Here is a 26,087-nt window from a genome sequence, read left to right as displayed (position 1 = left end):
TCCACACAAAGCGCGTGCTGGGAAGCAGGCGCTGCACTAGCTTACCATCCTGAACCCCGAAATGGAGTGCGGAATGTCGCGCCAAAGCATGATCCTGGCTGGTTTCTTCTTCAATCCGCAGGGAGACCACCGCCTGTCATGGCGGCACCCGCGCGCGCCTCGTCACGAATTTCTCGATCTCGACTACTACCGCCGGCTTGCCAGCATCGCCGAGGGCGCCAAGCTGGACGCAATTTTTATCGCGGACCATCTCGGCGTTTGGGATACCTACGGAAGCGGATTGACCCATTATGCCAATCCCCGGCTGGAGCCTCTCTCGCTCGTCTCCGCCCTATCCGCTGTCGTCAAGGACATTGGGTTCCTGGTTACTGCATCCACTTCCTACACAGAGCCTTTCAACACGGCCAGAATGTTTGCCTCGATCGACCACATCAGCAAGGGACGCGTGGGCTGGAACGTGGTGACGTCGGCACTCGAGGAAGAGGCGGTTAATTTCGGGCGCGATTCAAACATCGATCATGCGACACGTTATGAGCGTGCCAATGAATTCCTCGACGTCGTGAAGTCTCTATGGGACAGCTGGGAAGATGATGCGCTGGTGATCGACAAAAGCTTGGGCGTTTTCGCCAATCGCGACCATGTGCACGCCCTCAACCATCATGGAAAGCACTTCAAGGTCAAAGGTCCCCTTAACGTCCCGCGCCCGCCGCAGGGGCATCCGGTAATTGTCCAAGCCGGCTCGTCGGATGCCGGCAAGGAACTCGCCGCCGCGCAAGCAGATTTGCATTTCGCCGTCGTTCGCAATGAGCAGGAAGGGCTTGCCTATCGCGCCGACCTCAATGACCGGCTGGCAAAATACGGACGCAAAGCCGAAAGCCTCAAGCTGCTGCCGGGCATCCTGCCGATCGTGGCTTCATCGACCTCCGAGGCGCAGGAAAAGCAGGCATACCTGGAATCGCTGATGCTTGATGAGGTCGCTGTCGATCTCTTGTCGAGCTGGGCCGGTACGGATCTTTCTATCTACCCTCTCGACGGTCCTGTGCCAGACCTGCCCGAAGAGGCCAGCTACAATGGCTGGAGAACCTGGCTGGCGATTGTCCGGAACGAGGCCAATAAGGGGCTCTCGATCAGGCAACTGGCGCGCAAGATCGCCAACACGGGTTCCGTGCCGCTCGTCGCGGGGACACCGCGCCAAGTGGCGGACGAATTGGAACACTGGTTCGTTTCGGGTGCGGCCGACGGCTTCAATCTCATGTTTCCGCTCTTGCCTGAAGACTGGGAGAATTTCATGACTCAGGTGGTTCCCGAACTGCAAAGACGTGGTCTTTTCCGTACCGAATACGAACCCGGTACGCTGCGTGAACGCCTGGGCTTGGCTCGTCCGGCAAACAGATTTTCGGGGCCGTAACCAGATACATGCCTGCCGTTCGAGGGGCTGCCGCAGCGAGCCCATCGACCAGGGCGTATTGCTTGTCGATGTTAAGGCCCTGCACCGAAAGCTTTTTTCCACGTAAGTCGATAAAATAAGTAGATTTTATTTTCTAAAACGAACCCGTCTCAAATAACCTGTCGGAATTGATAGGGGAAAATACATCATGCTCGATAGATCAAAGGCCGTGGGCGGAGCACACCCCGCTGCGCGATTGCCGGAGTGGCCGACCGTTGCGCTTTCGGTCGCTATTTATGGTGGTTTCCTAACGGTGACTTGGTGGTGGCAATCGTTGCCGCTGGCTTTGGTGGTGGTCGTCGGGGGATGGTTGATTGCTTGGCATGGTTCACTTCAACATGAGGTCATTCACGGCCATCCGACCAGGCTAAGCTGGGTGAACGACGCCATCGGTTGGCTGCCGCTCTCGCTCTGGCTTCCCTATACGATCTACAAGGAAAGCCATCTCGAGCATCACCGCGACGAGCATCTTACCGACCCGATCGAAGATCCTGAGTCCTCGTATTTCACTCGAGCCGCCTGGGAGCAGCTCGGGGCTGCCGGAAGAATCTTGGCGCTTTGGAATACGACGTTGTTCGGCAGGCTGACCATCGGTCCGGCGGTGATGATCCTAAGCTTTCTGGCGCAGGAATGGCGCCTTGTCCTTGCAAACGAGCCAGGCCGGCGACGTATGTGGGCAGCTCATGGCCTCGGTGTCGCTGTGGTCATTTTTTGGGTAACCGCCATTTGCGGCATGCCACTTTGGCTTTATCTTTTCGGCTTCGTCTACGTTGGTGCAGCGATGACGCGGCTCAGATCTTACGCTGAGCACAGATACGCTGAAAGCCACGACGAACGCACCGCGATTGTCGAAAATAGCCGTCTTTTCGGTTTGCTTTTCCTGTACAATAATCTGCATGTCCTTCACCATCGCAAGCCCGGCATACCGTGGTATCGTTTGCCGCGGATCTATCGCGACAACCGTGAAACCCTCATTCGTTCAAATGGCGGGCTCGTCTATAACGGCTATTGGGATATCATGCGCCGGTTCTTCTTGAAGCCGCATGACGACCCGACGCATCCTTGTCACTCATGAGCGTATAGTCTTGCCGCCCGGAGGCTCGCCTGTCAGGGCCGGAGATAGTAAAAAAGGCGCCGTTAGGCTCGTTTCAGATATTCTGTCAGATCTGCTCTTTCGAGCTATGAAAGTGTGAGAAATGCGCCTTGCAAGCCTTGCGATGTATGTCAGTCCGCCACCGGTGGCAGAAGCCACGACAGCGCTTTGGAGCTTCCTTCGAGATGAGCTGCGCAAGGAAGGCGTCGACGGGGTTCCGGAATCGCTGGACGATCGGGTCCAATACAACGAAGCATGGCTTCATCCGGACCTGTTGCTGGCGCAGACCTGCGGCTATCCCTACGTCAAGCACTTGCGTGGCAAGGTCCGGCTGGTGGCAACTCCGATCTTTGGTCACCCAGGTTGCAACGGTCCCGAAAAGTGCAGCTTCGTCGTCGTCCGAGAGGAGAGCGAAGCGCATTCACTGGAAGACCTGCGCGGCGCCAAGGCGGCAATCAACGAACCCGACAGCAATTCCGGCGTCAACCTGCTTCGTGCCTCCATCGCACCGTTTGCCAGAAATGGTCACTTCTTCTCCTCGGTCATCGAAACCGGCGGACATTTGAACAGCATCGCCGCCGTTTCCGCTGGTCTCGCCGATGTGGCCGCGATCGACTGTGTTACCTATGGTAATACGCTGCGTTTCGATCCGGAGCGGCTTTCCGGAGTGCGGGTCCTTGCGGAGACCGTCAAAGGGCCGGGGCTTCCGTTCATCACCCGGCTAGGCGCCACGGAGGAGGAGATTGTCAAACTTCGTAGCGCGCTCGAAAAAGCTGCGGTCGAACCGGCGATTGCCGAAGCACGCGACACCCTGTCTCTCAAAGGGTTTGCCGTCCTTTCCGATGCGGACTACCAGCCTCTGGCCGATCTTGAGCGTGAAGCGCAACGTCTGAATTATCCTGTTATCGCCTAAGCACCGCTCAGCGAAAAACGAACGATTTTGCCTCGCATTTGCATACTGGCAGGATGTCGCCGCTGGGCCTAAGCGCCGTCGGAATGCCAGGAAACTACGCTCGCATGCGTGCGCAATGGTTGAACGGATTTTTCCTGGTGGGCAGTAGGGAAAGATGCTTATTTCTTTTGTCTACTATTTTTATGGACAATATTGAGGCCGTCGTGGAAATGAACGTCGATGGCTCGTTTCAAGTTGCACCGCGTTGGCGATCTTTCCTTTCTGTCAACGCCGCATCGCCGGCCGCCGAAAGAATGGAGATGTGCGATGCGTCAATATCCAGAAGAAGGAATGAGGAAAGCGGATACACCGAAGATGGAAGAGGCTCCCTGGAGTGTCTTCGCCTTTGCTCGTCGCTATCGTCTGGAAAAGAATGAGGAAGATCGTCTTCTGACGCTGTTTGGCACGGAAGCACCGCTTCGCGAGCTTCTTTTCAATGCAAGACGTCTGTCGTGAACCGGCGATGTGAGGTGAATTCGACGTGAGCGGTATTCTGGAAGAGATTCTGCAATTAGACAAAAGTTCGGCTGCTTTGACATCGCCATTGAGGGCATGAGCAATCTGTACGACCCGACGGTGGGGATCCAGCGTCCCTATTGGTCGAAGAGTTTCAAGCCGGGCGTCCCTTTCGCGAACAGATCCAAATATTCAAACCCGGAAGTGGATCGCTTGCTCGAAACCGCAGACGTCGAGGTCGATCCGAAGAAGCGGCTGGTCATTGAGACCACCCTCCTCCTTGGCCTCAACTTTTCTGCGGTTTGGTGACGGATGAGTCGCTTCCACACCCAGAAGCCCCAGGGCTTCATCCCTCAGACGAATGAACTCCGGGCTTGGGCGCTCCTGCCACGCCGGTTATAGCCGACGAGGCGACAGGCCGCGTTTTCAACCGGTTCGATGGGGACGATATTCCGGCGGCAGTCCATACCCGGTGGGTTGGAGAACAGGCCTGATTCCGAGGCGCGTAATTCGACCAGATCGAGCCCTGCCGCCTGGATGACCAGCGTTGCAACTGAGGAGCCGGGTACGGTGCGATTGGCCAATCGCGGCGGTGGCTTGCGGTCCGTGGGCACTCTTCAGAACCAGCCATTCGCAGGCACTGCGTCGGTCTTTCCGGTTGCACGGGTGATCGATGCGATTATAGCCTCTTTTGTTTCCCTGAATGCGCTTCCGCAGCGAGATCCTGCCAACGAGCTTAGGCAATGTGGCCCCAATGAGCGACTGGCTGGGTCTCCGGTGTGAAATATATTTCATTATGTGAATTATATTGACATATCGATTTCCCCGGGGCTAACTACAGTCACCGGGGTTCGAGGAGGAAGTCCGGTTTCACGAACAAGGCGCGCTGTGCGCCATCGACTTTTTGGGAGGGGCGTCAGCCTCGAGGAGGAACTTTGCGCAATTTTCTGGGCACGACAGCGATGGCTGTTTTGGCTGTCGCGACATTAGGCGCAGCTGCGTCAGCGGCTGAAACGGAAAATCCGTTTCGCTGCAAGCCGGGCGAAAAATACGTCATGAACGTCATGGTTTCAGGTGTCGAATACTGGTTCCCGGTCTATGAAATGTTCAAGCAGGCCGGCCGGCAGCTTGGCTGTGAGACCGCCTATACCGGTACGCCGGAATATGACGTCAACAAGCAGATCGCCACTTTCGATCAGGCGCTTGCGCAGAACCCGGCAGGCATCCTTGTCCATCCGATGAATTCCGACCCCTTCATCGAGCCGATCAATCGCGCGGTCGATCAGGGCACGGCAGTCGTCACCTTTGCGGCGGACTCGCCTCTCTCTAAGCGTATATCCTTCATCACCTCGGACAATAATCGCGAAGGCGCTTATGCGGCCGATGCGATCGCCGAGAAACTTGGCGGCAAGGGTGAATATGCGGTTCTGGAAAATCCGGGGCAAGACAATCACGACAAGCGCATCGCGGCTTTCATCGCTCGGATGGAAACAAAATATCCTGGCATGAAGCTCGTCGGACGGGCCGCATCGAACCAGGACCCCAACAAGGCCTATCAGGGTCTGATGAGCCTGGTGCAGGCGCATCCGAACCTCAATGCCGTGTTCATGCCGGAGGCAAACTCGGCCATCGGCGCGGCCCAGGCCAACAAGGAAAGCGGCGGCAAGATCCTCGTGATGTGCGCCGACGTCAACGCCAATATTCTCGATATGATCAAGGCCGGCGAAGTGTTCGGCTCGATCAACCCGAACCAGGGCATGCAGGGTTATATGGGCTTCATGATGCTGTGGTTTGCCAAGCATCCGGAATTGATTGACCCGATGAACGACGCCAAGCGTTCCGGCTTCAACCCGATGAGCATTCCCTTCGTCGATAACGGCCTGTCGATCGTGACAGCCGCCAATGCCGACGACTTCTATTGGGATAAGTACCTGAAGCGCCGTGGTACGAAGGGTATCGAGGAGTAGACCTTGCAAAGCGGCTGTCCGGGATGAGGAAATCCCGGACAGCCGATGCAGGGACGGTAAGGGAAGAGAGAGGATGTCATGACGCCAGCGCCGGTCTTGGAGATACGCAATGTCAGCAAGCGCTTCGGCGCCATCAAGGCACTGACGGATGTGACATTTGCCCTGGAAAGGGGCGAGGTCCACGCGCTGTGCGGCGAAAACGGTGCAGGCAAGTCGACGCTCATGAACATTATCGCCGGCGTGCTGCAGCCAAATGAGGGGGAGATCCTCATCGACGGCGCGTCCGTGAAGATCGCGTCTCCAGCCGCCGCCCAGTCGCTGGGTATCGGTCTGGTCCATCAGGAAATCGCGCTTTGCCCGGACGCCACCGTTGCCGAGAACATGTTCATGGCGACAACGAACCGGCGCCGCTCGCCCTTCATGAATTTTGCCAGGCTGGAGCGCGAAGCGCAGGCCGTTATGAACCGGCTTGCTCCCATCGATGTCCGCCAGAAGGTCGGCGATCTCTCGATTTCCAGCCAGCAGCTTGTCGAGATCGCCAAGGCGCTGACGCTCGACTGCCGAATTCTCATTTTTGACGAGCCGACGGCCGCGCTGACCGAAGCGGAAGCCCAAGTGCTCTTTGGCATCATCAACGACCTGAAGGCCCATGGCATCTCGATCGTCTATATCAGCCACCGCATGGCGGAGATTTTCAATCTCTGCGACCGCGTCACTGTCTTTCGTGACGGTCGCTATGTCTCGACGGAACGGGTGTCGGCTATCACTGCCGAAGATGTGGTGCGCCGCATGGTCGGCCGCGAAATCACCCAGCTCTATCCGGAAAAACAGTCCGCGGCGGAGCGCAGCGACGAAACTATTCTTTCCGTCCAAAATCTTGGCGACGGCAAGCGCTTTCACGATGTCAGTTTCGAACTGCGCAAGGGTGAAATTCTCGGGATCGGCGGCCTGATCGGCTCCGGCCGGACCGAGATTGCCGAAGGCATCTGCGGGCTGCGCCAGACAACGGCAGGCGAGGCTCGATTGCAGGGTAAGGCGCTCCGGCTAACGTCCTATGCGGATTCTGTGCAAGCAGGTGTCGTTTACCTGTCCGAGGACCGCAAGGGTTCCGGCGTCTTTCTCGACCTGTCGATCGCGCAAAATATCGCCGCTCTCGATTTGAAGTCGCTGACCGGACGGTTCGGGCTCTTAAATGCGAAGGCAGAGGCAAAGCGGGCAGGCGAACTTGCGCGCCGTCTCGGCGTCCGCATGGGGGGCATAGACATGCCGGTATCCTCGCTTTCCGGGGGTAATCAGCAGAAGGTCGCCATTGCCAAACAACTGGCGGTCGATCCGAAGGTGATCCTCATGGACGAGCCGACCCGCGGCATCGACGTCGGCGCGAAATCAGAAATTCATCGCCTGCTGCGTGACCTCTCGCATTCCGGGATCGGCATCGTCGTCATCACGTCGGAACTGCCGGAACTTCTTGGTCTTTGCGACCGGGCGATCGTCATCCGCGAAGGCACGGTCGCCGGCGAGCTCGAAGGAGCAGCGATGACGGAAGAGGCCATCATGCGGCTCGCTTCGGGCATCGGCACCGGACAACACACCACAACGAAGGCATCAGAGCATGCCGTCTGAGAAAAAGGCAGAAACGGGGGACAAGGCAATGACAGATCACGCATTGGCGGTGACGAGGGAGCGTACCTCTTCCTGGCGGCGGCTCGGAACAATGCGGGAAGCGGGGCTAATCGCCATCATTCTCGCCCTCTGTATTCTGATGAGCTTTGCCTCCCCGCATTTCCTGACGCTCGGCAATTTCAGGGCGATGCTGATGTCATTCTCGGTCGAGGGCATCGTCGTCGTCGGTATGACGATCCTTCTGATCGTCGGGGGTATCGATCTCTCGGTCGGGTCGGTCGTCTGCTTCTCGATGGTGCTGTCGGGATCGCTGTTCCTGATGGGACTGGATCCTTGGAGCGCGTCGCTGATCGGCATCCTCGCCAGTGCGTTGATCGGCTGCGCCATGGGCTTCTTCGTCACCGTCATCGGCCTCAACCACTTCATCACATCGCTGGCCGCCATGGTCATTGTGCGGGGCATCTGCCTCATCATTACCAAGGGAACGCCGCTGTCGCTGTTCACGCTACCGCCTTCGTTCAAGGCCGTCGGACAAGGCACGTTTTACGGGGTACCCTATGTGATCCTGATCTTCGTCGCCGTGGTCGCCATCTTCGACTTCCTGCTGCGCCGGGCAACAGCCTTCCGTAAGGTCTTTTATACCGGCAGCAATGAGAAGGCGGCGCTCTATTCCGGCATCAAGACCAACCAGGTGAAGTTCTGGGTTACCGTCCTCTGCGCCACGCTATCGGGTGTTGCCGGCGTCATCTACATGTCGCGGTTTGGCGCTGCGACCCCCACCTTCGGCGTCGGAATGGAGCTCAATATCATCGCGGCGGCCGTTATCGGGGGCGCGTCCCTGAGCGGCGGTTCCGGCACGATCCTCGGCGCCATCCTCGGCATTGCGCTTCTGTCGGTGGTCTCAAGTTCGCTGATCCTGCTCAATGTATCCGTCTATTGGCAGGACATGATCAAAGGCTGCATTCTGCTCGCTGCCGTTTCCATCGACCATTTCCTTCACAAGCGGAAGGCTGCCTGACATGCCGATTGCAAAGCTGAAATCCCCATCTGCGCCTCGCGAAGAGATCGTCATCGCACGCCAGATGCACCAGGCTCTCGTCCTGCACTTCCTTGAGGGCCTGACCCAGGCGCAGATCGCCGACCAACTCGGCCTCTCGCATGCGACCGTCAACCGGCTGATCAAGCGCGGCCGTCAGCTCGGCCTGGTCGAGATCAAGATCAAATCCCCCGTCGAGCCCCTGGTCGACATGGAGGAGCAGCTTCTTGCCCTTGGTGGCATCAGCCGCGCCATCGTCGTGCCAACGGTATCCGACAATCTGCAGACCACGTTGCAGACGGTCGGCGAAGCGGCGGCCCGTCTGCTTCTCGAGCAGATTGCCGATGGCGATACGATCTGCATCACCGGCGGCAAGGGTGTCAGTGCTGTCGTTGCCGGTCTTCAGGCGCCGCGCCGCTTCGATGTCGCCGTCATCCCGGCAACGGGCTGCGTCCAGGGCAAACACTATACCGATGTGAACCACGTTTCGACCATGATGGCCGATCGCCTCGGCGGCCACTCGTTTCAGATTCACGCGCCTCTCTTTGCCGACAGCGCCGCCGAGCGCGACATGCTGATCAACATGCGCTCCGTTGCCGATGTCTTCCGGCAGGCGCGCGAGGCGAAGGTCGCGGTCGTCGGCATCGGCTCCATTCTCTCCGACGATTCCAGCTATTATGACCTGCATCCCTCTTCGAGCACGGACCGTGCGGCCATCGAGCGCTCCGGTGCCTCGTGCGAATTGCTCGCCCATCTGCTCGATGACCGGGGCGGCGTTTGCGACTACAGCCTCAACCGCTCCCTCGTCTCGCTGACCCTTCCGGAGTTTGCGTCGATCCCGACGAAGATCGGTGTGGCAAGCGGCCCGAACAAGGCAGGCCCGATCCTCAGCGTCATGCGCGGTCATCATCTCGATACGCTGGTCACTGATGAAGCGACCGGCGCGCGCGTTCTGGCGCTGGCAAATGGCGAAGGACAACGCGCATGAGCGGACAACAATTGATACGCAAGATAGGCGGCTCAGACGTCAGCGCTTCGGCGGTTGGCTTGGGAACATGGGCGATCGGCGGCTGGATGTGGGGCGGCACGGACGAGGCGGAATCGATCGCCGCGATCCAGGCGTCACTGGATGCCGGCGTCACGCTGATAGATACTGCGCCGGCCTACGGCCTCGGCCGGTCGGAAGAAATCGTCGGGAAAGCGCTTGCCGGTCGCCGCGACAAGGCTGTTATCGCCACCAAATGCGGCCTCGTATGGCACACCGACAAGGGCGGACATTTCTTCGATCAGGATGGCAGGCCGGTTCACCGCTACCTTGGCCGCGACGCGATCTTCCACGAAGTCGAGGAAAGCCTGCGGCGCCTCGGCACCGATTACATCGATCTCTACATCACCCACTGGCAGGATCCCACGACACCGATCGAGGAGACGATGCGGGCGCTGGAGGACCTGAAGACGTCGGGCAAAATCCGGGCGATCGGCGCCAGCAATGTCGGAGCGACGGAGCTTGAAGCCTATATTGCGACTGGTGGGCTTGATGCTATCCAGGAGCGCTTCAGCATGATCGACCGGGAGATCGAGAGCGACCTGCTGCCGTTGACCCGTACGGGCGGTGTTTCGACGTTGAGCTATTCTTCGCTTGCGCTCGGTTTGTTGTCCGGGGCCATCGGACCTGACAGGGTCTTTTCCGGCGACGATCAACGGCGTGACAATCCGCGCTTCTCCGTTTCCAACCGCGAAAAGGCTTTGGCTTTTGCCAGTGCCATCCGGCCGGTTGCCGATAAGCACAAGGCGAGCATTGCCCAGATTGTCATCGCCTGGACACTTGCCCAGCCCGGTGTCACCTTTGCTCTTTGCGGTGCGCGCAATCCCGCGCAGGCGCTCGACAATGCCCAGGCCGGAACCATCCGGCTGGACGCGGATGACCAATCAGCCATCGATGCAGCCATTTCTGCGAAACTGACCGATATGGACAGGTAACGGATCACCATCATGAATCGTGAAGAGACGTTGGACGGGCTTCGCCGGAGCCCGAAGGTGGACGTGTGTGTCATCGGCGGCGGCATCAACGGCATCAGTGTCTTCCGGGAGCTGGCGTTGCAGGGGCTCGACGTGCTTCTGGTCGAGAAGCACGACTATTGCTCCGGGGCGAGCGCCGCATTGTCGCGCATGGTGCATGGCGGCCTTCGCTATCTCGAGAACGGCGAGTTCAAGCTGGTGCAGGAATCGCTCGTCGAGCGTGACAGGCTGCTGCGCAATGCTCCGCACTATGTCGCGCCGCTGCCGACGACCGTGCCGGTCTTCGATATCTTCTCCGGACTTGGCAATGGTCTCGTCCGTTTTCTGGGGCTCTCCCGTCGACCCAGCCGCCGCGGCGCCATCGCCATCAAGGCAGGGCTCAGCATCTACGATTTCCTGACGCGCAAGCGGGCGATGATGCCGCGCCATCAGTTTCGCGGCCGGCGCAGCACGCTCGCCAAGTGGCCGGCGCTCAATTCCGACATCAAGAGTTCCGCCACCTACTACGACGCCTGGGTCAGCCACCCGGAACGCCTCGGCGTCGAGTTGCTGGATGATGGCCTATCCACGGGATCGAGGGCGCTGAACTACGCGGACATCCGCGTGATGGGGGAGGGCCGATATCTCGTGCAGGACACTATCACCGGCTCTTCGGCGGCAATCGAACCCAGACTCATCATCAACGCAACAGGCGGATGGATCGACATTACCAACGGCACGCTCTTTAAACCCGAAACACGGACCGTTCCTCTGATGGGTGGAACAAAGGGATCTCATCTCATCATCGACAATACGGCGCTCTACAATGCGCTCGCCGGCCATATGATCTACTACGAGAACGAGGACGGTCGGATCTGCATCCTGTTTCCTTACCTGGGCAAGGTTCTGGTCGGTTCGACCGACATCCGCATTGATGACCCCGATAGCGTACGATGTGAGGCGGACGAGCGGGACTACATCTTGCAATCCCTGTCCTTCGTGCTTCCCGATATTAAAATCAGGCCGGAAGAGATCAGCTTCCAGTTCTCGGGCGTCCGTCCGCTGCCGGCGAGCACCGACAGCTTTACCGGCCGCATCCCGCGCGATCATTTCTGCACGGTCGTGGATGCCGCCGATGGTGGCCCATCGGTCGTGTGCATGATCGGCGGCAAATGGACGACTTTTCGTTCGTTCGGCGAACTCGCCGCCGATCTCGCTCTGGAGCGGCTGGGGAAGGAGCGGCGCATTTCAACAGCCGACCGGGCGATCGGCGGCGGCCGGCGATTTCCGCTCGATCGTGCTGCCTGGATCGCTCAGGTGGCCGCGGAAAAGGGCGTTCCGGGTTCTCGCATGGCGGCGCTTTTCGGCCGCTACGGCACACAAGCGGAAGCCTTCGCTGGTTTCATTGTCATGGCACCCGACAAACCCATGCCGCATCCGGATTACTCGGAGCGCGAACTGCTTTTTCTCATCCGCAACGAAGCGGCGGAGCATCTTGATGACCTGCTGCTAAGGCGCACAACGCTTGCGATATCAGGCAATCTCTCCCAGCAGATGATGGACGCGGTGCTCGATCTTCTGGTGGGGCACAAAGGCTGGACGCCGGCAGAACGGAATGCCGAGCGTAACCGTTTTCTCACCCTTTTGCGTGAACGCCATGGCGTTACCGAAAGCACCCTTACAGACCGGAACGAACAAAGGAGCATGGAATGCGAAGCAACAGCAAAGTCCGGATGAACCGGCTGTTCAACGGCGGTCGCTGCCTGGACGTGGCGATCGATCACGGTGTCTGCAACGAGCCGTCCTTCCTCAACGGCCTCGAAGACATGCCGGCGGTCGTGAAGACCCTGGCGGCGGCGGCACCCGATGCGATCCAGATGAATTACGGCCAGGCCGACCTGCTGCAAACTATTGCCGCCAAGGACAAGCCGGCGCTGGTCATGCGCATCGACATGGGAAATCCTTATAACCGCACGCGTCACCGGGACATGTGGGCTGTGCTCCAGAACGCAGCCGAGCCGTTGATCGGCGCGATCGAGATGGATGCAGCTTGCGTCGTCGTCAATCTCTTCATGCTTCCCGACGAGCCCGATCTCTTTCGCCAATGCGTTGAGAATATTGCCCGCGTGCGCGCGGACTGCGACAAATACGGCCTGCCGCTGATGATCGAGCCGCTCGTGATGCAGCCGGTGGATAAGGCCGGCGGCTATATGGTCGACGGCGACGCGGACAAGATCGTCACCCTGACCCGATTGGCGCGGGAGATGGGGGCCGATATCGTCAAGGCGGACCCGACCACCAATGCGGAGGATTTTCACAGGGTTGTCGAGGCTGCCCGTTGCCCGGTTCTGGTTCGCGGCGGCGGCAAGGAAGACCTTCGCGCCGTCTTCGATAAATCGGCAGCCTTGATGCGGCAGGGCGCCATGGGCATGGTCTATGGGCGCAATATCTATCAACACGCCAATCCGGGCGCCGTCGTGCGCGGGCTGATGGCGATCATACATGATGATGCTGGTGGTGAAGACGCTTTCGCGCTTTATCAGCGCGGTTGACAATGAAGACGGGAGCCTTGGGAGGGGTTCGGCATGGCAGAATATCTATTGGGGCTCGATGCCGGCAACACCGTCATCAAGGCGGTCATCTTCGACGGTGACGGCAATGAAATCGCGGCCGCGTCAGCGGAGGGGCACAGCCGCATGCCGTGCCCTGGGCATGTCGAGCGCGGGCTCGACGAACTCTGGGCCAACGCCCGTATGGTCATCCGCAGCTGCATAGAGCAGGCGGGAATCCGAGCCGAGGATATTGTCGCCGTTGGCTGTGCAGGTCACGGAAACGGACTTTACGCGCTGGATCGTGACGGGCAGCCGCTGCTCGGGATTCAATCGCTCGATACGCGTGCGGCTGCTCTCGTCGAGGAATGGCAGGCGCAAGGCGTTGGCGACCGCACCTATCCGATCGGCCAGCAGCGGCCGTGGCCGTCGCAGACGCCGACCTTGCTTGCCTGGCTGAAACGGCATCGGCCGGAAACCTTCGCCAGGATCGGCACGGTTTTCCTGTGCAAGGACTTCATCGTCAATCGGCTCACCGGCATGCGGGTCAGCGAAGTGTCTGATATGACCGGCTGTGGACTGCTTGATGTCGCCAATCGCCGCTACGATCGCGTGTTGATGGAGGCCTATGGCCTTGGCGACTGCATGAAGCTTCTGCCACCGTTGATTGAAAGCGCGGATATCGCGGGGGAGATTACGAAGGAGGCGGCCATCGAAACCGGGCTTGCCGCCGGCACGCCCGTTGTCGGTGGTCTGTTCGATGTCATCGCGTCCGCCGTCGGCTCCGGCGTCACGCGAACGGGTGCCGCCTCGATCATTGCGGGAACCTGGAGCATCAATCAGGTCATCATCGACAGGCCGCAACTGGCCGGGCCAGTCTTCATGTCCTCCACGTTCGACCGGGAGCGCTATATGGCGATCGAGTCGAGCGCCACGTCGGCGGCAAATCTTGAATGGCTGGTGCGGGTATTCTTTTCCGACGCTTCGACGGATGGCCGCTCACCTTTCGATCTCTGCGGCGAACTCGCCGCCGCTATTGAGCCGGCTGCGGATGACCCGATTTATCATCCGTTCCTCTATGGCGCGCAGCAGAACGGCAATGCCCGCGCCGGCTTCTATGGCGTTGCCGGCTGGCATACGAAGGGGCATCTCGTGCGTGCTGTCCTCGAAGGCGTCGCTTTCGGTCACCGTGAGCACATAGAGACAATGCGCCGGGCCGGAGCCGTTTTCAACGAAGCGGTGCTTTCCGGAGGCGGTTCCCGCAGCCTGATCTGGCCGCAGATATTTGCCGACGTTCTGGGCCTACCTGTGTCGATTGCGCGCTCACGCGAAACCGGTGCGCTTGGGGCGGCGATTGCCGCAGGAACAGGCGCCGGTATCTTCGCGGACTTTGCCGCAGGCGCGACCTCAATGGTGCGGATAGAGCGTCACTATGTTCCGAACGCAGGTTTCGCGGCTCACTATCAGCGGCGTTACGGCCTTTACCGCGATATCGCCGAGGCGATGGCACCGATCTGGCGACGCCTTGCCTCAGGGGCCGATCAGGTAGCAGGAGCCATGAAATGAGCGGATCTTCGAACGAGGCGATCGCAGATGCCGGTTCCTATGACTTCATCATCGTCGGAGCGGGGTCGGCCGGGTGTGTGCTGGCCAACCGTCTCTCCGCAAATCCGGCAAACCGTGTGCTGTTGCTCGAGGCAGGCGGCAGCGACCGATATCATTGGGTGCACATCCCGATCGGTTACCTCTTCTGCATGGGCAACCCGCGGGTGGATTGGATGATGAAGACTGCCGCTGAGCCCGGACTCAACGGCCGATCGCTTCCCTATCCGCGCGGAAAGCTGCTTGGTGGCTGCTCCTCGATCAACGGAATGATCTACATGCGCGGCCAAGCCGCCGATTATGACGGATGGCGGCAGGCGGGCAATGCCGGATGGGGCTGGGACGATGTGTTGCCGTATTTTCTCAAGTCCGAAGACAATTACCGCGGAAAATCGGCCCTGCATGGGGAGGGCGGCGAATGGCGTGTGGAGCGGCAGCGCCTCTCCTGGCCGATCCTCGATGCGTTCCGGGAGGCTGCGGCGGAACTCGGCATCCCGAAGACGGATGATTTCAACGGCGGCGATAATGAGGGCTCGGGCTATTTTGAGGTCAATCAGCGCGGCGGAGTGCGTTGGAACACCACCAAGGCCTTCCTACGCCCGGCGATGAAAAGGCCCAATCTCAGGGTCCTGACCGGCGCGGAAACGGAAAAACTTCAACTCGATGGCCTCCGGGCCACCGGCGTCCGTTTTCGAATGAACGGCAGGCTGCATGTGGCGCGTGCCGGGCGAGACATCATTCTCTCGGCCGGAGCGATTAATTCGCCAAAGATACTGGAAATTTCGGGGATCGGCAGACCCGACATATTACGGGCCGCAGGCATCGACGTGGCTCATTCGCTGCCCGGCGTCGGCGAGAATTTGCAGGATCACCTGCAGATCCGCACCGTCTTTCGCATCGAGGGCGCAAGGACGCTGAACCAGCTCTACCACAGCCTTTTTGCTCGCGCAGGCATGGGGCTTGAATATGCTTTTCGCCGCTCCGGTCCGCTTTCCATGGCGCCCAGCCAGCTCGGCATCTTTGCAAAGAGCGATCCATCCCTGGCGTCGGCGGACCTTGAATATCATGTCCAGCCTCTCAGCACCGACAGGTTGGGCGAGCCGCTGCATCGCTATCCGGCCGTAACCGTATCGGTTTGCAACCTCCGTCCGGAGAGCAGGGGAACGGTTCATATGGCTGGTCCAAACGCCTCGGCCACACCGGATATAAGACCGAATTACCTGTCGGCCAGCCGTGATCGCATCATAGCGGCCAAATCGATCCGCCATGCCCGCAGCCTGATGCGGACAAGCTCAATCTCGGCCTTCGCGCCAAAGGAAATGCTGCCAGGCACGGAGTTCCAGAGCGACGAGGAACTGATCCGAAGGGCAGGCGACATTGCGACGACGATTTTTCACCCTGTCGGCACCTGCAAGATGGGGAGTGACGAAAGCGCGGTTGTCGACGCCCGGCTGCGCGTTCATGGGATTGGGGGACTGAGGGTCGTTGATGCCTCGATCATGCCGAATATCGTTTCGGGAAACACGAATTCGCCGGTCATCATGATCGCCGAGAAAGCGGCGGAGATGATTGTCGAGCGAGTGTGAGCTGCAAGGAAAAGATCGTGTCATAGGTGCAAGCCACAGAGGCGTCCGATCCACATGCGGTAATCGTGGAACTGCGGCATCCTAAAAGTCGGGCAAATTCTAGAGAGCGACTGCTTTCCGAGAAGAGGAAAGCACGAGGGTGATGTCAGGTTAATTCCGATTGAATGTGATGGTCGTTAGCTGGCGCCATGATCCGGAATCCTGTCAGCTACAAACGCCATCGTTTCCCGTCTTCTGTAATTGCCCAAGCGGTTTGGCTCTACTTTCGCTTTCCGTTGAGCCTGCGCATGGTCGAAGAGCTGCTGCAGCGCGGTCTGCCGAAGCGGATCGTCACCGACAAGCTGTGTTCTTATGGCGCAGCACGGCGGCAGTTGATGCCAACCGTCGTGCATCGATCACACAAGGGGTTGAACAACCGCGCCGAAAACTCGCATCTTCGTCTGCGAAAGCGCGAGCGGGTCATGCAGCGATTTCGCTCGCGGGCCGCTCTGCATCGTCTTGCAGTGATGGCACATTGGAAGGTCGTCACCGGGACATCGGCCTGATCCAGCCGGCATCCCAAGAAGAGTATTTGACCGAGCTAACCTGACATCACCTCCCAAATTGATCTCGGTCCGTTGCTGCTGTCGGCTATTGTGATCAGAACGGACCTCAGCTACCACATGGACCGGTATTCAAGTGTGAGTTTGGAAATCAAAAGCAAACAGAAAAGCGGTTTCGTTGCCAGACGGAATATTGGAAGAGCAGTGAGAGGCCTGGGCAACTCCTGCGTAACGCATATTCCGTGGTGTCCTGGTGGGATCTCGAGTGCAAATCATCCGCTGAGCCTACTTGGATATTGCTATAACATATTGAATATCATAAGAAAAAAGACTGCGCTTAAGAAGGTTATAGTCTCGATCTTATCCTTCATAAGGATTGTCTCATGGCGGTAGCCGACAGGTACAGGACGGAAAGGCACGACGTCGCCTCGCGGCAGGCGGCCGATACCCTTGCCTGTGTTCCCGCGCCGTCGTCTATGGCCCGTGGCGCCTGCCCATCGCTTAGCGCTCCGATGGTGACTGGCGACGGTTTGCTCGTGCGGCTGCGTCCGACAACGCCGGGCCTGACCATCGCGCAGTTTCGAGCGCTCGCCGAGGCGACTGCGAAGCATGGCAACGGGCTGATCGAGATCACGGCACGCGGCAATCTTCAACTGCGCGGCATGACGACGGACAGCATGGCTGGTCTGGCAGCAGACATCGATCGTGCCGGCATCGTGCCGGAGAGCGGAATTGCCATCGAGGTTCCGCCGCTCAGCGGGCTGGACCCGCGGGAGATTGCCAGCGCCCGGGATCTGGCCATGCGGCTTCGTCGGGCGATCACAGCGCTCGATCCTCAACCGGTGTTGGCTCCCAAGCTGACCATCATCATCGATGGTGGTGGGCGGCTGACGCTGGATGCGATCTCGGCTGATATAAGGTTGAGGGCTACAAGAACTGACGGCGGCTCGATCGTATGGAGCCTCGCAATAGGCGGAACGGCACAGACAGCGAAGGTTCTCGCTTCTCTGTCCGCCGAACAGTCCATCCCGGCTGTTATCGAGCTGCTGAAAACACTGGCCCATCTTGGGCCGAACGCACGCGGCCGCGATCTCAATGTGGTCAGTCTGCGGGCAGGATTTCCTTCGACGCAGGACCGTACATTCAGCGCGGCCGACCGGCCTATTTCGCCGATCGGCATTCATCATCTTGGCGACAACAACCTCGTTCTTGGCCTGCGTCCATCTTTCGGACAGATCCATGCCAGAGATGTTCTGAACTTCCTCGACATCGCTGAAGCTGCCGGAGCAAATGAAATCCGGACCGCACCCGAGCATGCCCTGCTGGTGCTGGGTCTTGATGATCGAGCGGCTCAGGATATTCAGCTGATAGCGGCTAAGCATGGCTTTCGCACGCGTGCGGATGATCCGTCGAACCACATAGATGTCTGTTCCGGAACGGGAGCCTGTGCTTCTGCCTTTTACGCCACGAAAGCGGCGGCTGTGGATGTGCTCGATATGGCACCGCAGTTGCTTGATGGGTCGCAGATCGTGCATCTCTCCGGCTGCCGCAAAGGCTGCGCTCATCCGGGCAAGGCAGCGCTTACAATTGTTGGTGCGCCAACGGGCTACGGGATTGTCGTAAATGGGTCTGCATCGAGCGAGCCCGTGGCCTACATCGGAAAACAAGAGCTGAAATCGGTACTCGCGCGGATGAACCGGCTGGTACGGAATAATAAAGGTGCTGGCGAATCGGCGGAGGACTGTCTTACACGGCTTGGCGCCGATGCGGTCGTTACAGCGCTACGACAGGGGTAGGAATGCCAGACTATGATTATATCCGCGAGGGGAATGCGATCTACGAGCGCTCCTTCGCGATCATTCGCAGCGAGGCTGATCTGTCGCGCTTTTCGGAAGCGGAGGCCGATGTCGCCGTTCGCATGATCCATGCCTGCGGCCTGGTCGAAGCATCCGAGCATTTTGTCTTCTCTCCCGATTTCGTCGCCGCCGCACGCGGAGCCCTCTCGCGTGGTGCGCCGATCCTTTGCGATGCCGAGATGGTCGCGCATGGCGTCACCCGCGCCCGCCTGCCGGCCGCCAACGAGGTGATTTGCACGCTGCACGATCCGCGCACGCCCGAATTGGCAAAGACGACCGGCAATACCCGCTCGGCGGCCGCGATGCATCTTTGGGGCGACCGCCTGGCCGGCTCCGTCGTCGCCATCGGCAATGCGCCGACGGCGCTGTTCCATCTGCTTGAAATGCTGCGCGATGGCGCGCCGAAGCCCGCCGCTATCATCGGCATGCCGGTCGGTTTCGTCGGGGCTGCGGAATCCAAGGATGCGCTGGCCGAAAATTCCTATGGCGTTCCCTATGCCATCGTCCGTGGCCGGCTTGGCGGGAGTGCCATTACCGCGGCTGCCCTCAATGCATTGGCGAGGCCCGGCCTATGAACGCGCATTCCACCGGCCGGCTGATCGGTGTCGGCACCGGCCCCGGCGATCCGGATCTCCTGACCGTCAAGGCCGTGAAGGCGCTGGAGCAGGCTGACGTCGTCGCCTATTTCGCCAAGCAGGGGCGGAGCGGCAATGGCCGCGCCATCGTCGAGGATCTGCTGCGAGCCGACGTGACGCTCCTGCCGCTCTATTACCCCGTGACCACGGAAATCGACAAGGACGCGCCGGAATACAGCCGCCAGATCACCACCTTCTACGACGCCTCGGCCGAGATCGTCGCGGCGCATCTGAGGGCTGGGAAAACCGTTGCGGTGCTCAGCGAGGGCGATCCGCTTTTCTATGGCTCCTATATGCACCTGCATGTGCGTCTTGCCGACCGGTTTCCGACGGAAGTCATTCCGGGCGTGACGGCCATGTCCGGCTGCTGGTCGCTCGCAGGCCTGCCGATGGTGCAGGGGGACGATGTTCTTTCCGTGTTGCCCGGTACGATGGCGGAAGGCGAGCTGGCCCGCCGTCTCGGCGATACCCATGCGGCCGTGATCATGAAGGTCGGCCGCAACTTACCGAAAATCCGTCGTGCGCTTGAGACTGCCGGACGGCTCGAAGAGGCCATCTATGTCGAGCGCGGCACGATGATGAACGGCGCGATGACGCCGCTTGCCAGCAGGGCCGATATCGAAGCGCCCTATTTCTCGCTGATCCTCGTTCCCGGTTGGGAAGGCAAGCCATGAGCGGGCGTCTCTCGATCATCGGTACAGGCCCGGGCAATCCGGAGCAGATGACGCCGGAGGCTCTGGCCGTTGCGGCTGATGCCACCGAATTCTTTGGCTATGGCCCCTATCTCGATCGGCTGTCGCTGCGCGCGGATCAGATCCGCCACGCCTCCGATAATCGCGAAGAGTTGGATCGCGCCAAGGCCGCGCTGGAGCGCGCCGTGGCAGGTGCCAATGTCTGCGTCGTCTCCGGTGGCGATCCTGGTGTCTTCGCCATGGCTGCGGCAGTCTGCGAGGCGATCGACAATGGGCCGGACGCATGGCGCAATGTCGATCTGGTCGTGGTCCCGGGCATTACCGCCATGCTTGCCGTTGCCGCGCGCATCGGTGCGCCGCTGGGACACGATTTTTGTGCCATTTCGCTGTCCGATAATCTGAAGCCTTGGACTATCATCGAGAACAGGCTTCGCTCGGTTGCGCAGGCGGGGCTGGTGATCGCCCTCTACAATCCAATCAGCAAGGCACGCCCTTGGCAGCTCGGCAAAGCTTTTGAGATATTGCGGGAGGTATTGCCGGCCGCAACGCCGGTCATTTTCGGCCGCGCCGCTGGTCGGCCGGATGAGCGCATCGTGATTGCGCGGCTTGCAGAGGCCGAGGCATCGCATGCTGATATGGCGACCTGCGTGATCATCGGCTCTGCCGAGACGCGCGTCATCGCTCGCGACGGAAAGCCCGATCTGGTCTACACGCCGCGCTTCATCAAGGAAGAGGTGAGATGATCGATACGGTGCAGGGCAGCCTCGACAGTTTCGACAGCTGGCCAGCCGGCCGCCTGCGCGCGCTCGACCATGATCACTTCGATACCCAATTGCCGCGCAGCCTCGATCTTCGCATAGGTGGCATCGCCACCACTATTCTTGGCGACAACCGCATCGATGCGGTATTGCCGCAGCATCGCCAGTTCGTCTTCCAGACGGAAAGGGCCTTTGGCGTAGATATAGGCGACATCAGGCACCGTCAGAACCGGCTCGACCGGATCGACGCTGCGCACCCAATAATGATGGATGGGCGCGGCATTGGCTTGATGAGCCTCCTGTCGGCCGATCGCCAGGAAGACGCGAAGAGGGGAAGAGCCGAGCACGGCAATCGCCTCGGCAACGCTTCGCACCATGCGCCAGCGATCACCCTCGACTGGCAACCAGGCGGCCCGACGGAGTGCGAAAGCGGCAATGCCAGTGCGGCCGGCGGCGTCGACGGCGTTGGCGGAAATGCGCGCCGCGAAAGGATGGGTCGCGTCGATCAGCAGATCGATCCGCTCATTCTTCAAATAGCGGGCGAGCCCCTCGGCGCCTCCGAAGCCACCGGTGCGAACGGGAACCGGCTGCGGAGCCGGATCGGCGGTCCTGCCCGCCAGCGACAGGATGATATCGAGATCGGCGCGGGCAGCCAGCGCTTGTGCCAACCGGCGGGCTTCCGTCGTGCCACCCAAGATCAGAATGCGGGTTCCGCCCATGTCTGAGATACCTTCCGCTCAACGCTGGCTCACTCTTATCGGCATCGGCGAAGACGGTCCAGCCGGGCTTGGCGGCGAGGCCAAGCGGCTGATTGCATCAGCCCCCTTCGTCTTCGGCGGCGCGCGGCATATCGAGCTCATGCGGCCCTTGATCAAGGGCGAGGCGCGTGCCTGGCTGAGCCCGTTCGAGAAATCCATCGAGACTATACTGGCCCTACGCGGCAAGCCGATCGTCATTTTGGCTTCCGGCGATCCCTTTTTCTACGGCGTCGGCGCGACGCTTTCGCGACATGTCCCCGTCTCGGAAATGACGGTCATCCCCGCACCGTCTTCCTTTAGTCTTGCCGCCGCGCGTCTCGGCTGGCCCTTGCAGGATGTCACAACGATATCGCTGCATGGCCGATCACTCGATCTTATCCGTCCGCATTTGCATTCAGGCCGCAAGATCCTCGCTCTGACCTCAGACGGGCAGGGGCCGGCTGATCTTGCAAGGTTGTTGCAAGCAAACGGCTTCGGCCAATCGATGCTGACAGTTCTTGAAGCTCTGGGCGGGCCGAACGAGCGCGTTTCCACGCAGCAAGCCGCCGATTTTGTGCTCTCCGGCATCAATGATTTGAACGTTTGCTGCATCGAGGTCGTAGCGGGTGAGGGCGCGCGCGTCCTGCCGCTCACCGTCGGGCTTGACGACAACCTGTTTGAGCATGATGGCCAGATCACCAAGCGAGAAATCCGGGCGATGACCTTGTCGACGCTCGCGCCGCGCCGTGGCGAATTGCTGTGGGATATTGGTGCCGGCTCAGGTTCGATCGCTATCGAATGGATGCTCGCCGATCCCTCCATGCGTGCCATCGCCATCGAATCCAACAGTGACCGTGCTGCCCGCATCCGCAATAATGCCGCGAGCTTCGGTGTTCCGGGACTCGCCGTCGTCGAGGGGCAGGCACCGCATGCGCTTGCCGGGTTGCCCACGCCAGATGCGATCTTCATCGGCGGCGGTGGCAGCGATGCTGGCGTCATGGAAGCGGCCATCGATGGGTTGAAAAAAGGCGGCCGGCTGGTTGCCAATGCGGTGACGACCGAGATGGAGGCGATCTTGCTTGCCGAACATGCCCGGCGTGGCGGCTCGCTGATCCGCATCGATATCGCCCGCGCCGCGCCCATCGGCAGCATGACCGGCTGGCGGCCGGCGATGCCGGTGACACAGTGGTCCTGGGTCAAAGAATGAGAAATGAGGGAACGGAATGACGGTGCATTTCATCGGAGCAGGACCGGGTGCGGCTGACCTGATCACCGTGCGCGGCAGGGATCTGATCGGCAAATGCCCGGTCTGCCTCTATGCCGGTTCGATCGTCTCGCCGGAACTCCTGCAATATTGCCCGCCGGGCGCCCGCATCGTTGACACAGCACCGATGTCACTGGATGAAATCGAGGCCGAATATCTGAAGGCGGCTGCGTCCGGTCAGGATGTCGCGCGCCTGCATTCCGGCGATCTCTCGGTCTGGAGCGCTGTGGCCGAACAGATCCGCCGTTTGGAAAAGCACGATATCCCCTACACGTTGACCCCCGGCGTTCCCGCCTTTGCAGCCGCCGCCTCTGCCCTCGGGCGTGAGCTGACCATTCCCGCCGTCGCGCAAAGTCTTGTTCTCACGCGGGTTTCCGGCCGCGCCTCGCCGATGCCGAACAACGAAACGCTGGAGAAATTCGGTGCAACGGGTTCGACGCTTGCCATCCATCTGGCGATCCATGCGCTTGGGCAGGTGGTCGAGGAGTTGACGCCAATCTATGGCGCGGATTGCCCGGTTGCGATCGTCGTCAAGGCCTCCTGGCCAGACGAGCGCATCCTGCGCGGCACGCTCGCCACGATCGAGGCCAAGGTCGCGGCCGAGCCGATCGAGCGCACGGCGCTGATCTTCGTCGGCCCGTCGCTCACCGCCGACGATTTCCGCGAGAGCTCGCTTTACGATCCCGCTTATCAGCGCCGCTTCCGGGGTAGGGAATGACCAGCGGCGGACGCCGTTGCAATTGCCGCCGAAATTTCCTCTAGTCAGGGCATTCGCAAAAGGGGAAAGAGATGCAGCGCATCACCATTACCATCGATGACGATCTTCTGGAGACGATCGACAAGATCAGCGAACAGCGCGGCTATGCCAGCCGCTCGGAAACGCTGCGCGACCTTGTGCGCGATGCCGTCACCCGCGAACAGGTAGCCGTCAGCAGTGAAACGAAGTGCTACGCCACGCTGACCTATGTCTACGAACACGAGACCCGTGATCTCTCTCGCCGCCTGACGACAACGCAGCATCATCACCATGACCTTTCGGTTTCCACGCTGCATGTCCATGTCGACGGACATGATTGTCTAGAGGTCTCGGTGCTGAAAGGCACAGTCGGGGAGATCAAATCCTTCGCCGACAGCGTGGTGACCCAACGCGGTGTGCGCTTCGGGAATTTGCATCTCATTCCGTCGGAACATGGCCCACACGATCATGGGCCACATTCACACGATTGATCCACGAGATCCGGTTGGAATCTCGCGTCGCTATCATCAAACCTGCGCGGACAGATAGGTCATGCTTTGCTTCAACGCCTCCACCGGCTCTTTTAGCGCATGCACATCGGGCGCAAAGGGCTCGAAGGAAAAGGGGCCGGCATAGCCGGCGGACAGCAGCGCCCGCATCTGGCCAGTATTGTCGAGGCGGTCACTGGCGTCGACGAGGATGCGATGCGGGTCGCGCATATCGGAGATCGCGACAGTCGGATCGCTGACGCCGGAGATGTGGACCAAGCCTGTAAACTCCGGGAAAGTGGCCGTCTCGCCGGCAAGGTGATGATGGAACGTGTCGTGGACGAGGCGGAAGGTAGATTGGGCGCCGAGGGATTCGATCGCGGCGGCGGCTTCCGTCTTCGAGCTTAGCGAGCAGATCTCGAAGCCGAGCGGCTCGACCAGGCCGATGATCCCGGCCTTATCCAGCAACGGCTTCAGCGCGGTCAATGCGGTTAGAAGATTTCGCTGACGAACTTCCGGCTCACGGCCGCTGCCGTCGTTGACCGGAACGAGCACCAGCGCCTTGGCGCCGCAATCGCGCGCGTAGTCGATGAGCTCGGCCGCCTCCTTGGCGCGAACCTCATTCCATTCGTTGAAACGTTGCAGCGCGTTGATCGAAATGATGGTCAGCCCATGCTGTGCCGCAAGCGCCTTGACGGTCGCCGCCGGCGTGCCGTCGATGATCGCGTTGCTGGAGAGGTCATTGCGGATTTCGACGCTGTCGATGCCGAGGCTTTTCGCCGTGGAGAAGAAGGAGCCAAGGGATAGGGACGGCGCGCACATATGATTGAGTGCGAAACGAATGGAGCTCATGTGGGTATTCCTCCTCATTGGCCGGCGGGACAATTGCTCGACCGTGTATGCCACAGATGACTACCCAGAATCGCGCGGACGATCCATCACCGAGCGATTGCATCGACTATCATTGATGATAGAAATACCCGTGCGATGATGGGATTCCATCAATTCGGGCTAGATGTTTTCCGAGATGAAAATATCGAAGGGCAGGAAGGATTGCCCCGGCATGCTCGCCTCGCCGCGCTCGACGGCGCCGATCATCAAGCCAAACAGCTCCTTGCAGAGCGAGGGGAGAGGCGTGCCGATCACCATGGTGACGACATCGTCGGCAAGCGCCGCCTTCGATTCGGGCGTCAGTTCGTTGACGACGACGACCAGCTTGCCGGCAAGCCCTTCCTCGCGGATGGCGGAAATCGCGCCCTCCATGCCGCCGCCGCAGACGTAGAAACCGATGAGATCGGGGTGTTTCTGCAAAAGGTTCAGCGTCGCCTCATGGGTGATCTCCGCAGTGTCCAGATTGATCAGCGTATCCAACACCTCGAAATCAGGCGCATTCTCGCGAAAATAAGAGCGAAAGCCGATCTCGCGCAGCTCGTGGCCGTGAAAGCGATGGCTGCCAACGAAGCAGGCGACCTTGCCTGGGTGATCCGCCGACTTGGCGATGGTCCAGGCAGCCGTGCGCCCGACCTTGCGATTGTCGACGCCGATATAGGTTTCGCGCACGCCCGTCGCGAAGTCGGATAGGAGTGAAAAGACGGGGATTCCCTTTTCCTTCAGTTCCTCAATTGCTGTGGTTACCGCGGGATAATCGGGTGCGACAAGCGCAACGGCCTGGGTCCGTGCCGCCATGGCTTTCAACTTTTCGACGATCGCTGACGGTGTCGACGCGGCAACGAAATCGACCTGCGCATGGATACGTGCGGTCGCGACCGTCTGCGCCGTCGCGGCAATCTCCTTGGCGAAGGCCTGATAGAAGGGCTGCGACGGCTTCTGCAACACGAAGCCCAGCCGGTATTGCGGCAGGTCCTCAAAAACGCGCTGCCGCAGCAGGCCCACCGCATGATAGCCGATCGATTGGGCTGCCTCATAGACGCGCCGGGCCGTTTCTTCCCGGACGCGATGCCGCCCGTTGAGCACGCGATCGATCGTCGCGACGCTGACGCCGGATGCTTTTGCGAGATCGGAAATCGTCGGGCGGCGCATATCGGCTCCTGAGGTGTTCTATCAGTAATG

At 60.2% G+C, this 26,087-nt stretch carries 24 protein-coding genes and 1 pseudogene; 22 read left to right on the top strand and 3 right to left on the bottom strand.

What is annotated here, in order from left to right:
• The first annotated feature begins 73 nt into the window (after positions 1 to 73).
• The 19 genes and pseudogenes from AC1RO0_RS12490 (at position 74) to AC1RO0_RS12400 (ending at position 20,777) form a co-directional block, all read left to right on the top strand.
• Positions 74 to 1,408: an LLM class flavin-dependent oxidoreductase gene (locus tag AC1RO0_RS12490; protein ID WP_498593190.1), complete on the top strand. Its 1,335-nt coding sequence runs from the start codon at positions 74 to 76 to the stop codon at positions 1,406 to 1,408.
• Positions 1,409 to 1,595: 187 nt separating this feature from the next.
• Positions 1,596 to 2,522 (top strand): fatty acid desaturase, encoded by a 927-nt coding sequence (locus AC1RO0_RS12485; protein ID WP_498593189.1) that lies wholly within the window; start codon positions 1,596 to 1,598, stop codon positions 2,520 to 2,522.
• A gap of 121 nt (positions 2,523 to 2,643) precedes the next feature.
• Positions 2,644 to 3,453, top strand: a complete 810-nt coding sequence (locus tag AC1RO0_RS12480; protein ID WP_498593188.1) for a phosphate/phosphite/phosphonate ABC transporter substrate-binding protein — start codon at positions 2,644 to 2,646, stop codon at positions 3,451 to 3,453.
• Positions 3,454 to 3,783: 330 nt separating this feature from the next.
• Positions 3,784 to 3,948 carry a hypothetical protein gene (locus AC1RO0_RS12475; RefSeq protein ID WP_498593187.1) on the top strand — a complete coding sequence of 55 codons (165 nt, stop codon included), beginning with the start codon at positions 3,784 to 3,786 and terminating at the stop codon, positions 3,946 to 3,948.
• A gap of 75 nt (positions 3,949 to 4,023) precedes the next feature.
• Positions 4,024 to 4,206 (top strand): annotated as a pseudogene (locus tag AC1RO0_RS12470) (ABC transporter substrate-binding protein); the annotation flags it as partial.
• A gap of 677 nt (positions 4,207 to 4,883) precedes the next feature.
• A complete protein-coding gene (locus tag AC1RO0_RS12465) occupies positions 4,884 to 5,915 on the top strand; it encodes a substrate-binding domain-containing protein (RefSeq protein ID WP_498593186.1) in 1,032 nt (343 codons plus the stop codon).
• 78 nt (positions 5,916 to 5,993) lie between these two features.
• Entirely contained in the window at positions 5,994 to 7,538 is a 1,545-nt protein-coding gene (locus tag AC1RO0_RS12460) for a sugar ABC transporter ATP-binding protein (protein WP_498593185.1), read from the top strand.
• Positions 7,539 to 7,566: 28 nt separating this feature from the next.
• Positions 7,567 to 8,556 (top strand): ABC transporter permease, encoded by a 990-nt coding sequence (locus AC1RO0_RS12455; protein ID WP_498593184.1) that lies wholly within the window; start codon positions 7,567 to 7,569, stop codon positions 8,554 to 8,556.
• 1 nt (position 8,557) lies between these two features.
• Entirely contained in the window at positions 8,558 to 9,562 is a 1,005-nt protein-coding gene (locus tag AC1RO0_RS12450; protein WP_498593183.1) for a sugar-binding transcriptional regulator, read from the top strand.
• Positions 9,559 to 10,554, top strand: a complete 996-nt coding sequence (locus tag AC1RO0_RS12445) for an aldo/keto reductase (protein ID WP_498593182.1) — start codon at positions 9,559 to 9,561, stop codon at positions 10,552 to 10,554. Before AC1RO0_RS12450 ends, AC1RO0_RS12445 begins: the two co-directional genes overlap by 4 nt.
• 12 nt (positions 10,555 to 10,566) lie before the next feature.
• Complete coding sequence (locus AC1RO0_RS12440) at positions 10,567 to 12,309, top strand: glycerol-3-phosphate dehydrogenase/oxidase (protein WP_498593181.1); 1,743 nt, start codon at positions 10,567 to 10,569, stop codon at positions 12,307 to 12,309.
• The gene (locus tag AC1RO0_RS12435) at positions 12,282 to 13,124 is read left to right on the top strand and encodes a class I fructose-bisphosphate aldolase (RefSeq protein WP_498593180.1); all 843 of its coding nucleotides are present in this window, start codon (positions 12,282 to 12,284) and stop codon (positions 13,122 to 13,124) included. Before AC1RO0_RS12440 ends, AC1RO0_RS12435 begins: the two co-directional genes overlap by 28 nt.
• Before the next feature lie 33 nt (positions 13,125 to 13,157).
• A complete protein-coding gene (locus tag AC1RO0_RS12430) occupies positions 13,158 to 14,687 on the top strand; it encodes an FGGY-family carbohydrate kinase (protein WP_498593179.1) in 1,530 nt (509 codons plus the stop codon).
• The gene (locus AC1RO0_RS12425; RefSeq protein WP_498593178.1) at positions 14,684 to 16,309 is read left to right on the top strand and encodes a GMC family oxidoreductase; all 1,626 of its coding nucleotides are present in this window, start codon (positions 14,684 to 14,686) and stop codon (positions 16,307 to 16,309) included. The genes AC1RO0_RS12430 and AC1RO0_RS12425 overlap by 4 nt, the downstream gene beginning before the upstream one ends.
• 188 nt (positions 16,310 to 16,497) lie before the next feature.
• On the top strand, positions 16,498 to 16,854 hold the full coding sequence (locus tag AC1RO0_RS12420) for a DDE-type integrase/transposase/recombinase (protein ID WP_498593177.1): 357 nt from the start codon (positions 16,498 to 16,500) through the stop codon (positions 16,852 to 16,854).
• 380 nt (positions 16,855 to 17,234) lie between these two features.
• Positions 17,235 to 18,647: a precorrin-3B synthase gene (cobG, locus tag AC1RO0_RS12415; protein ID WP_498593176.1), complete on the top strand. Its 1,413-nt coding sequence runs from the start codon at positions 17,235 to 17,237 to the stop codon at positions 18,645 to 18,647.
• 2 nt (positions 18,648 to 18,649) lie between these two features.
• Positions 18,650 to 19,282: a precorrin-8X methylmutase gene (locus AC1RO0_RS12410; protein WP_498593175.1), complete on the top strand. Its 633-nt coding sequence runs from the start codon at positions 18,650 to 18,652 to the stop codon at positions 19,280 to 19,282.
• The gene (locus AC1RO0_RS12405) at positions 19,279 to 20,016 is read left to right on the top strand and encodes a precorrin-2 C(20)-methyltransferase (RefSeq protein ID WP_498593174.1); all 738 of its coding nucleotides are present in this window, start codon (positions 19,279 to 19,281) and stop codon (positions 20,014 to 20,016) included. Before AC1RO0_RS12410 ends, AC1RO0_RS12405 begins: the two co-directional genes overlap by 4 nt.
• Positions 20,013 to 20,777: a precorrin-3B C(17)-methyltransferase gene (locus AC1RO0_RS12400; protein ID WP_498593173.1), complete on the top strand. Its 765-nt coding sequence runs from the start codon at positions 20,013 to 20,015 to the stop codon at positions 20,775 to 20,777. Before AC1RO0_RS12405 ends, AC1RO0_RS12400 begins: the two co-directional genes overlap by 4 nt.
• On the opposite strand, the gene AC1RO0_RS12395 is transcribed toward AC1RO0_RS12400, so the two are convergent.
• Entirely contained in the window at positions 20,741 to 21,511 is a 771-nt protein-coding gene (locus AC1RO0_RS12395) for a cobalt-precorrin-6A reductase (RefSeq protein WP_498593172.1), read from the bottom strand. The genes AC1RO0_RS12400 and AC1RO0_RS12395 overlap by 37 nt on opposite strands.
• Here AC1RO0_RS12395 and cbiE point away from each other — a divergent pair.
• The 3 genes from cbiE to nikR all read left to right on the top strand — a co-directional run bounded on the left by cbiE (position 21,510) and on the right by nikR (position 24,020).
• Complete coding sequence (cbiE, locus tag AC1RO0_RS12390; RefSeq protein WP_498593171.1) at positions 21,510 to 22,736, top strand: precorrin-6y C5,15-methyltransferase (decarboxylating) subunit CbiE; 1,227 nt, start codon at positions 21,510 to 21,512, stop codon at positions 22,734 to 22,736. The two genes, AC1RO0_RS12395 and cbiE, sit on opposite strands and share 2 nt — an antisense overlap.
• A 16-nt stretch (positions 22,737 to 22,752) precedes the next feature.
• Positions 22,753 to 23,511 carry a precorrin-4 C(11)-methyltransferase gene (gene cobM / locus AC1RO0_RS12385; RefSeq protein WP_498593170.1) on the top strand — a complete coding sequence of 253 codons (759 nt, stop codon included), beginning with the start codon at positions 22,753 to 22,755 and terminating at the stop codon, positions 23,509 to 23,511.
• A 71-nt stretch (positions 23,512 to 23,582) separates the two neighbouring features.
• Positions 23,583 to 24,020, top strand: a complete 438-nt coding sequence (gene nikR, locus AC1RO0_RS12380) for a nickel-responsive transcriptional regulator NikR (protein ID WP_498593169.1) — start codon at positions 23,583 to 23,585, stop codon at positions 24,018 to 24,020.
• A 36-nt stretch (positions 24,021 to 24,056) separates the two neighbouring features.
• Here nikR and AC1RO0_RS12375 read toward each other — a convergent pair whose 3' ends face one another.
• On the bottom strand, positions 24,057 to 24,869 hold the full coding sequence (locus AC1RO0_RS12375; protein WP_498593168.1) for a TIM barrel protein: 813 nt from the start codon (positions 24,867 to 24,869) through the stop codon (positions 24,057 to 24,059).
• A 159-nt stretch (positions 24,870 to 25,028) separates the two neighbouring features.
• Positions 25,029 to 26,057, bottom strand: a complete 1,029-nt coding sequence (locus AC1RO0_RS12370) for a LacI family DNA-binding transcriptional regulator (protein ID WP_498593167.1) — start codon at positions 26,055 to 26,057, stop codon at positions 25,029 to 25,031.
• Between the last annotated feature and the right edge of the window lie 30 nt (positions 26,058 to 26,087).

The organism is Rhizobium sp. GW821-FHT14E12 (assembly GCF_058803745.1).
Note: the sequence above shows the minus strand (reverse complement) of the source record. Positions and strands in the feature narration are given on the sequence as shown.

What these genes read in the sequence shown, in the direction of transcription:
- AC1RO0_RS12410 (WP_498593175.1), top strand. Translation starts at nt 18,650, where the DNA reads ATGCCAGACTATGATTATATCCGCGAGGGGAATGCGATCTACGAGCGC.
- AC1RO0_RS12490 (WP_498593190.1), top strand. Translation starts at nt 74, where the DNA reads ATGTCGCGCCAAAGCATGATCCTGGCTGGTTTCTTCTTCAATCCGCAG.
- AC1RO0_RS12425 (WP_498593178.1), top strand. Translation starts at nt 14,684, where the DNA reads ATGAGCGGATCTTCGAACGAGGCGATCGCAGATGCCGGTTCCTATGAC.
- AC1RO0_RS12460 (WP_498593185.1), top strand. Translation starts at nt 5,994, where the DNA reads ATGACGCCAGCGCCGGTCTTGGAGATACGCAATGTCAGCAAGCGCTTC.
- AC1RO0_RS12485 (WP_498593189.1), top strand. Translation starts at nt 1,596, where the DNA reads ATGCTCGATAGATCAAAGGCCGTGGGCGGAGCACACCCCGCTGCGCGA.
- cbiE (WP_498593171.1), top strand. Translation starts at nt 21,510, where the DNA reads ATGTCTGAGATACCTTCCGCTCAACGCTGGCTCACTCTTATCGGCATC.
- AC1RO0_RS12440 (WP_498593181.1), top strand. Translation starts at nt 10,567, where the DNA reads ATGAATCGTGAAGAGACGTTGGACGGGCTTCGCCGGAGCCCGAAGGTG.
- AC1RO0_RS12405 (WP_498593174.1), top strand. Translation starts at nt 19,279, where the DNA reads ATGAACGCGCATTCCACCGGCCGGCTGATCGGTGTCGGCACCGGCCCC.
- AC1RO0_RS12400 (WP_498593173.1), top strand. Translation starts at nt 20,013, where the DNA reads ATGAGCGGGCGTCTCTCGATCATCGGTACAGGCCCGGGCAATCCGGAG.
- AC1RO0_RS12430 (WP_498593179.1), top strand. Translation starts at nt 13,158, where the DNA reads ATGGCAGAATATCTATTGGGGCTCGATGCCGGCAACACCGTCATCAAG.
- AC1RO0_RS12435 (WP_498593180.1), top strand. Translation starts at nt 12,282, where the DNA reads ATGCGAAGCAACAGCAAAGTCCGGATGAACCGGCTGTTCAACGGCGGT.
- AC1RO0_RS12395 (WP_498593172.1), bottom strand. Translation starts at nt 21,511, where the DNA reads ATGGGCGGAACCCGCATTCTGATCTTGGGTGGCACGACGGAAGCCCGC.
- AC1RO0_RS12370 (WP_498593167.1), bottom strand. Translation starts at nt 26,057, where the DNA reads ATGCGCCGCCCGACGATTTCCGATCTCGCAAAAGCATCCGGCGTCAGC.
- nikR (WP_498593169.1), top strand. Translation starts at nt 23,583, where the DNA reads ATGCAGCGCATCACCATTACCATCGATGACGATCTTCTGGAGACGATC.
- cobM (WP_498593170.1), top strand. Translation starts at nt 22,753, where the DNA reads ATGACGGTGCATTTCATCGGAGCAGGACCGGGTGCGGCTGACCTGATC.
- AC1RO0_RS12375 (WP_498593168.1), bottom strand. Translation starts at nt 24,869, where the DNA reads ATGAGCTCCATTCGTTTCGCACTCAATCATATGTGCGCGCCGTCCCTA.
- AC1RO0_RS12455 (WP_498593184.1), top strand. Translation starts at nt 7,567, where the DNA reads ATGACAGATCACGCATTGGCGGTGACGAGGGAGCGTACCTCTTCCTGG.
- AC1RO0_RS12445 (WP_498593182.1), top strand. Translation starts at nt 9,559, where the DNA reads ATGAGCGGACAACAATTGATACGCAAGATAGGCGGCTCAGACGTCAGC.
- AC1RO0_RS12480 (WP_498593188.1), top strand. Translation starts at nt 2,644, where the DNA reads ATGCGCCTTGCAAGCCTTGCGATGTATGTCAGTCCGCCACCGGTGGCA.
- AC1RO0_RS12475 (WP_498593187.1), top strand. Translation starts at nt 3,784, where the DNA reads ATGAGGAAAGCGGATACACCGAAGATGGAAGAGGCTCCCTGGAGTGTC.
- cobG (WP_498593176.1), top strand. Translation starts at nt 17,235, where the DNA reads ATGGCGGTAGCCGACAGGTACAGGACGGAAAGGCACGACGTCGCCTCG.
- AC1RO0_RS12420 (WP_498593177.1), top strand. Translation starts at nt 16,498, where the DNA reads ATGATCCGGAATCCTGTCAGCTACAAACGCCATCGTTTCCCGTCTTCT.
- AC1RO0_RS12450 (WP_498593183.1), top strand. Translation starts at nt 8,558, where the DNA reads ATGCCGATTGCAAAGCTGAAATCCCCATCTGCGCCTCGCGAAGAGATC.